At 67.6% G+C, this 6,813-nt stretch carries 6 protein-coding genes and 1 pseudogene; 2 read left to right on the top strand and 5 right to left on the bottom strand.

Translation table 11 applies throughout. The annotated features are described in order from the left end of the window. Nucleotides 1–33 precede the first annotated feature (33 nt). The 5 genes from GVN21_RS19990 to fliQ form a co-directional block, all read right to left on the bottom strand. Nucleotides 34–357, bottom strand: a complete 324-nt coding sequence (locus GVN21_RS19990) for a hypothetical protein (protein WP_166576499.1) — start codon at nt 355–357, stop codon at nt 34–36. A 108-nt stretch (nt 358–465) separates the two neighbouring features. Then, nucleotides 466–2,526: an ATP-binding protein gene (locus GVN21_RS19985; protein WP_166576501.1), complete on the bottom strand. Its 2,061-nt coding sequence runs from the start codon at nt 2,524–2,526 to the stop codon at nt 466–468. Between the two features lie 83 nt (nt 2,527–2,609). Next, complete coding sequence (gene flhB, locus GVN21_RS19980; protein ID WP_166576498.1) at nt 2,610–3,692, bottom strand: flagellar biosynthesis protein FlhB; 1,083 nt, start codon at nt 3,690–3,692, stop codon at nt 2,610–2,612. Then, nucleotides 3,693–4,460: a flagellar biosynthetic protein FliR gene (fliR, locus tag GVN21_RS19975; RefSeq protein ID WP_166576497.1), complete on the bottom strand. Its 768-nt coding sequence runs from the start codon at nt 4,458–4,460 to the stop codon at nt 3,693–3,695. After that, nucleotides 4,461–4,724 carry a flagellar biosynthesis protein FliQ gene (gene fliQ, locus GVN21_RS19970; RefSeq protein ID WP_166576496.1) on the bottom strand — a complete coding sequence of 88 codons (264 nt, stop codon included), beginning with the start codon at nt 4,722–4,724 and terminating at the stop codon, nt 4,461–4,463. Between the two features lie 165 nt (nt 4,725–4,889). Here fliQ and GVN21_RS19965 point away from each other — a divergent pair, with 165 nt between their 5' ends. Both GVN21_RS19965 and GVN21_RS19960 read left to right on the top strand, forming a co-directional pair. Next, nucleotides 4,890–6,209: a hemolysin family protein gene (locus tag GVN21_RS19965; protein WP_205690204.1), complete on the top strand. Its 1,320-nt coding sequence runs from the start codon at nt 4,890–4,892 to the stop codon at nt 6,207–6,209. Nucleotides 6,210–6,279: 70 nt separating this feature from the next. Further along, nucleotides 6,280–6,813: pseudogene (locus tag GVN21_RS19960) on the top strand (hypothetical protein); the annotation flags it as partial.

Below are 6,813 nucleotides of genomic sequence, written 5' to 3'. Positions count from 1 at the left end.
GGTCTGTCTGTCGGTCACGACGATGAACGGCCGCTATGACGCCATCGTGGCTACTCCGGCGCGGCCCTGGCGGCAGTCCGGCGCCGGAGTAGCCACGATGGCGTCATAGCGGCCGTTCATCGTCGTGACCGACAGACAGACCCCGCGCCGTTCGTTCCACCAGTAGGTCCATTTGCGGTCATCGCCGGCCTGGCCGCCGGCGTTGACATAGCCGCGCGCCGCCAGCTCGGATTCACCCCCAGCGGCGCGGGCGCCGACCAAGTCACGGACATCCGACGGGGTAGCCTGAGCGTTGACGGCGCCCGCAACTAAGGAGAGGCCGGTCGCAACGGCGAAGATCGGAAGAGCGGAACGCATGAAGGCTCCGGGGTTCCTGGCTGAAGCAAGGTGCCCAGATGACAACGGGTTTTCGCGTCTGTCGAGAGAAACGCAGTACGCTCGCGGGACGGTGATATCGACGATCCGCTAGGCCGCGATCTGCTGCTTCACCCGCTCGGCCAGGGTCTTGATGTCGATGGGCTTGGGCAGGAAGGAGACCCCCTCCTCACCTTCCAGCAGGTCGCTGAACTCGGCCTCGGCATAGCCGCTGATGAACATCACCGGGGCGTCGCCCAGGTGGACGCGGGCCTTCTTCAACAGGGTGGGGCCGTCCATGCCCGGCATGATCACGTCGCTGATCAGCAGGTCGATCGTCCCGGCATGCTCGATCGCCAGTTCCAGCGCCTCTTCGCCGTCGCTGGCTTCGATCACCTCATAGCCGCGGGCGCGCAGCAGGCGGGCGGCGACGCCGCGCACCGCATCCTCATCCTCGACGAACAGAATGCGGCCGACGCCGGAGAGGTCGCGCGCCGCCGGGCGAGCGGGCTTGACCGCTTCCACCGGCGCCGGGGCGTTCAGCGGCGGCACGTGCACCGGCAGGAAGATGCGGAAGGTCGCCCCCTGCCCCGGCTCGCTCTCCACATGGATCCAGCCGTCCGACTGCTTGACGATGCCGTACACCGTGGCCAGGCCCAGCCCGGTTCCCTCACCCACCGGCTTGGTGGTGAAGAAGGGATCGAAGATCTTGCCGACCACCTCCGGCGGGATGCCGGGGCCATCGTCGCTGACCTCGATCAGGGCCATGTCGCCCATCGGCAGGCCAGCGTAGCCGAGGTTGGCGGCTTCGACATGGGTCACCCGCGCGGTGCGGATGCGCACCGTGCCGCCGCTGCCGGCGGCGCGGACGGCGTCGCGGGCGTTGACGGCCAGGTTCATGACCGCGGTTTCCAGCTGGCTCTTGTCGGCACGCACCAGGGGCAGGTTGCGGCCATAGTCGGTGACCAGCTTGACGTCCTCGCGCAGCAGCCGGCGCAGCAGGACCTCGAACTCGCTGATCAGCTCGCCCAGTTCCAGCACCTCGCGCTGCACCGTCTGCTTGCGGCTGAAGGCCAGCAGCTTGCGGACTAGGTCGGCGGCGCGGACACCGGTCTGGCGGATCTCGTTGAGGCCTTCGTAGGAGGGGTCACCCAGCGGATGGCGCTGCAACAGCTCGTCCAGCCGCAGCTGGATGGCGGTAAGCAGGTTGTTGAAGTCGTGGGCCACGCCGCCGGCCAGCTGGCCGATGGCTTGCATCTTCTGGGCCTGCGCCAGCTGCAGCTCGATCTGCTTCTGCTCGGAGACATCGACCAGGTAGGCGGTCAGCCGGCCGCCCTGGCGATTGAGATAAAGGTGGCCGACGCGAGTGGCGTCGTGGGCCAGCCGCACCTCGAACGGGCCTGCCTTGCCCTCGGCCGCGCCCAGGCCTGCGTCGAGGCGGGACGCCTCGGCGACCAATTCGCCGAAAACCAGGCCCGGAGTCGCCTTGCCGCCGGTGATGTCGCTCAAGGCCGTGTTGGCCTCGACGATGCGGGCGCTGAACACATCGGCGCCGTCCAGCAGAGCCGCGCCGAATGGCGAGGCGGACGCCAGCGCGTCCAGGCCGCCGTCGGCCACCGAGGGGATGGCCAGCGCCGTCGGCGCCTCGACCGGCGGTGAGAACTCGGCCGGGGCCGGGGCCAGCCGCAGCAGGAAGCGACCGGGCGACACACCGGTCACCGAAAGGTCGCGCTCGCCATTCTTCAGCTTCAAAGCCGTATTGGCCGCCAGACCGCGCCGGGCGCGGTTGAAGGCTCCGTAGAGCCCGGCGGCCTGGCCATTGCGCGGCAGCCGACCGGCCGAACCGACGTCGGCGGTCCAGCCGGCGTTGGCGGCCAGCACCCGGCCGTCCAGCCCGGCGATGGCGGCGGGCTCAGAGAGGGCGTCGATAACGGCGTTGAGCAACGGCATATCGTCCTCCGGATCGGAGGCGACCGAGGCGCGGAAGGCGAAGAGGCCCAGGCCTACGATGCCCGCCAGGCCGATCAACAGGAACAGGCTGACGCGCGTGCCGCCGTCCAGCGCCAGAGCCGGCAGGGCCAGAAAGCCCGCCGCCACGACGAACATCACCGCCGCCCACGCCACCAGCGGGTCGAACCGGAATTTCCTGCCGTTCATCTCGCCCTTGGGCATGGCGTCCTTGACTGCCGGAATGGTCGAATCACTCATTGAGATTACTCGTTATTTGAGCTGTGCCCGAATCGGGGGCCTGCCCCTCATCGCAGCGTCGTCGCCCGCTGCGCCTTCTGACCCATGACGAAGCCGATGATTTTGGCCACCGCCTCATAGTGGGCCTCGGGAATCTGGCGGTCGACCTCGGTGGTGGCGAACAAGGCGCGGGCCAGCGGCGGGTCCTCGATGATGGGCACTCCGGCCTCCTCGGCCACAGCGCGGATGCGCAGGGCCAGTTCGTCCAGTCCCTTGGCGACGCATTCGGGCGCGGCGGTTTCGCCGGCCACGTATTTCAGCGCCACGGCGTAGTGGGTCGGGTTCATCACCACGACGGTCGCTTCGGGCACCGCCTGCATCATCCGCCGGCGGGAGCGCTCGTGACGGATCTGGCGCTGCTTCGCCTTCACGTGGGGGTCGCCGTCCGTCTGCTTGAACTCGTCCTTCAGTTCCTCGCGGCTCATCTTCATGCGTTGCATGAAGCGGAAGCGCTGCCAGAACCAGTCGGCCAGGGCGGTCACCGAGAGGAAGGCGATCACCGCGAAGGCCAGCGCCCGCACCAGCGCCATGGTCGCCGGCAACATGGCGGCCGGATCGGCCGCGGCCAGGGCCTGCAACTCCTTGGCGTGGGGTTCCAGCACCAGCCACGCGACCAGGCCGGTGACCGTGATCTTCAGGGTGCTCTTGATGAACTGCACCCAACCGTCCGGCCCGAAGATCCGCTTGAACCCCTCCAGAGGGCTGACCTTCTTCAGGTCCGGCTTCATCTTTTCACCGGTGAAGATCAGGCCGTGCTGGATCAGGTTGCCGCCGATCCCCGCAAGGCAGGCGGCGATCATTACCGCCGCCAGGGCCGGCAGGCTGGCCATCATGGCCTCCTGGGCGACGAACACCCCGCCCGTGCCGGACAGGTCCATCTCCTCCGGCCGGGCGATGAAGGGCAGCAGCCGGCCGACCATGTCCTGCGCGAGCCAGCCACCGCCGATCAGGATCACCGCCATCACCCCAGCCAGGCTGGCCAGCTGAGGCAGGTCCTGGGTCTTGGCGACGTCACCCTTGCGCCGGGCCTCCTCGAGCTTCCTCGGTGTCGGCTCTTCTGTCTTCGAGGAGGCTTCGTTCTCTTCAGCCATCTAGCCGGCCCCCCCGGTGAACAGGTTGAGCATCTCGCGGTAGCGGTTGAGCCAGACCATGCCGACCAGGCCCAGGCTGAGCGCGAAGATCGACAGGCCGAAGATCACCGCCAGGGGCGAGGAGACGAAATAGATCTGGAACTGGGGCATGACCCGGCCGATCAGCCCCGCCGCCAGGTTGAAGATGATCGAGAACACGATCACCGGCGCCGCCAGCTGGATGCCGAGCGCGAAGCTTCCGGCCACGGTTCGCACCGCCAGCGTTCCGGCATCACCGACCGGCACGGTCGAGCGGCTGAGCGGGAAGAGATCATAGCTGTTGACCATGGCCCCGAGGAACAGGTGGTGCAGGTCGGTGGTCATGATCAGCACCACGCCGATCAGGCTGAGGAAGGTCGACAGGGTGGCGTTGGGCTGGCCCAGCATCGGGTTGGCCGTCTGGGCGAAGCCAAGTGTGGTCTGGATCGACACCACCTCACCCGCCGTCGCCAGGGCCGAAAGGAACAGGCGCAGGATCATCCCGATGGTCAGGCCGATCAGCACCTCGCGGATCACCTGAGCCCCCACGTCGCCCATGGTCGCTGGCACGAAGACATTCTTTGCCGCCAGCGGGCTGAGCAGCAGGCACATCAACAGGGCAAACGACAGCCGGATGCGCGGCGGCACGCTCTGTTCCCCGATGCCGGGCAGCAGCATGACCAGCGCCCCCACCCGGGCGAAGATCAGCCCGGCGGCGTAGACCTGAGCAGCGGTGGCGTAGGACTCCACCTACATGCCCGCGATGCGGGCCGCGATATTGCGCATGAACCCACCCATCAGGGCGCCCATCAGCGGCAGGAACAGCAGCAGCGAGACGAAGATCGCGACGATCTTCGGGGCATAGACCAGGGTCGCCTCCTGGATCTGGGTCAGCGCCTGCATCAGGCCGATCGCCACCCCGACCACCAGGCCCACGATCAGCACAGGGGCCGACAGCTGGATGGTCAGCCAGATGGCGTCACGGCCGACGTCGAGCACCTCTGCGCCGTTCATGGGGAAAGCCTCACGCGTGGAATCGGAAAAGAGGCTCAGCAGTGCCGGAACATGGTTAACGGGTGTTTACGGACCGACCTCCACGCCGCATCTCGCGTTACAAGCGATCCGGCCCTATGCTTGTCGACGTGGGGCATGTCGCGCCCCGTCGCCTGACCAGAGACGATGCTTCTCATTGCCATTGCCGTCGTGCTGCTCCTCGTGGTGCTCAACGGCATCTTCGCCATGTCCGAACTGGCCGTGGTCTCCTCCCGCAAAGCCAAGCTTCAGTCCCGCGCCGAGAAGGGCGACCAAGGCGCCGCCGAGGCGCTGAAGCTATCCGAGGACCCCACCCGGTTCCTGTCGGCCGTTCAGGTCGGCATCACGCTGATCGGCATCCTGGCCGGCGCCTACGGCCAGGCAACCATCGCCGGAGAGCTGCAGAAGTCGATCGCCGACGTTCAGGGCCTGGCCTTCATCCACGACCATGCGGACATCATCTCGACCGGGATTGTCGTCGTGGCCCTGACCTACTTCTCGCTGGTGCTGGGCGAGCTGGCGCCCAAGCGGTTCGCGATGATCTATCCGGAGACCATAGCTGGCATCGTCTCGCGCCCCTTGTCTTTGATGGCCAGGGCGATGCATCCCTTCGTCAGCCTGCTCACCTTCTCGACCGCCGGGTTGCTCAAGCTGCTCGGCGTCAAGGACGACAGCGGCGAGGCGATCACGCAGGAGGAGGTCGAGACCGTGCTGGCCGAAGGCGCCAACGCAGGTCTGATCGAACCGGGCGAACAGGCGATCATCGGCGAAGTCATGCGCCTGGGCGACCGGCCGATCCGGGTGGCCATGACGCCGCGCAAGGACGTCTACTGGGTGTCCCTGGCCGACGACGAACAGACCCAGCGCAACGAGATTCGCGCCTGTCCCTACAGCCGCATCGTGGTCGCGGACGGGATGGACATCGATGAGCCGGCCGGCATCGTGCACAAGAAGGCGGTGCTCGACCGGGTGCTGGACGACGGGCCGCTGGACCTGGCCTCACTGGTCGTGGTTCCGCTCTATATCCCCGAGACCACCACCGTGCTGAAGGCGCTCGAGCTGTTCAAGCAGACGCCGCACCACATGGCCCTGGTGGTCAACGAGTTCGGCGCGCTGGAGGGGGTGGTCACCGCCATCGACATCCTGGAGATGATCGCCGGCGACTTCCCCGAGAGCCACGATGAGGACTCGGCCCAGTCGATCGTCAGGCGCGAGGACGGCAGCTTCCTGGTCGATGGCCGAGCGGATCTGGACGACCTCAACAAGGAGCTGGGCCTCAACCTGGATGACGATGGGGGCTTCCACACTGCCGCCGGCCTGGTGCTGCAGCGCCTGGGTCACCTGCCGGCGGAGGGGGAGACCCTGACCTACGGCGGCTATCGGATCGAGATCATCGACATGGACGAGCGGCGCATCGACAAGCTGCTGTTCAGCAAACTGCCCAAGCCCAAACCCAAGGAAGAATGACGACCGCTGGCCGAGGCTGCGCGGCGACAGGACGTTGGGATGGCCAGAGGAATCCGGCTAGCCTCGCATCATGAGCGATCTGGCGCGCGTGCTTCTGACCCTGGCCCTGGCCGGCACGGTGGTGACCTTCCTAGGCAGCTTCGTGCTGTGGCTCACCAATGAGGACCGCCGGATCGGCGCGGCGCTCCGGCGGGTCATGAACGCGCCGTCCGAAGCCACCATCATCGCTCGCGGCCGGGGTCGCGGCGCCGGGCTGTCTCTGGAGAGCGGCCTGTTCGCCACCGCCTGGGACAAGGGTGACTGGTGCATGGTCTACCGGCTGGAGGAGGTTGTCGGCGGCGAACTGCTGATCGATGGCGAAGTCGTCGCCCGCGTGTTTCGCGGCGAGAACCGCAAGCCGCTCGACCGGGTGCCGGCCAGCGCGCGGCAGGTGGTGCTGAGGCTGGTCTTCGATGACCCCCGCTACCCCGACTTCGAGCTGGAGCTGTGGGCGAGCGGCGATGAGACCCGCCGCGAGGCGCCGACCGCCGCGCAGTGCGCCCAGGCCGCCAACCAGTGGATGGCCCGCATCGAGGCCATCGTCCGCCGCCCCCGCGCCGTGGTC

It is taken from the genome of Caulobacter sp. SLTY (genome assembly GCF_009905535.1).
Taxonomy (GTDB): domain Bacteria; phylum Pseudomonadota; class Alphaproteobacteria; order Caulobacterales; family Caulobacteraceae; genus Caulobacter.
Note: the sequence above shows the minus strand (reverse complement) of the source record. Positions and strands in the feature narration are given on the sequence as shown.

Bases quoted from the DNA above. Each gene is read 5' to 3' on its own strand.
- GVN21_RS19990 (WP_166576499.1), bottom strand. From the start codon at position 357: ATGCGTTCCGCTCTTCCGATCTTCGCCGTTGCGACCGGCCTCTCCTTA.
- flhB (WP_166576498.1), bottom strand. From the start codon at position 3,692: ATGGCTGAAGAGAACGAAGCCTCCTCGAAGACAGAAGAGCCGACACCG.
- fliQ (WP_166576496.1), bottom strand. From the start codon at position 4,724: ATGAACGGCGCAGAGGTGCTCGACGTCGGCCGTGACGCCATCTGGCTG.
- GVN21_RS19985 (WP_166576501.1), bottom strand. From the start codon at position 2,526: ATGCCCAAGGGCGAGATGAACGGCAGGAAATTCCGGTTCGACCCGCTG.
- GVN21_RS19965 (WP_205690204.1), top strand. From the start codon at position 4,890: ATGCTTCTCATTGCCATTGCCGTCGTGCTGCTCCTCGTGGTGCTCAAC.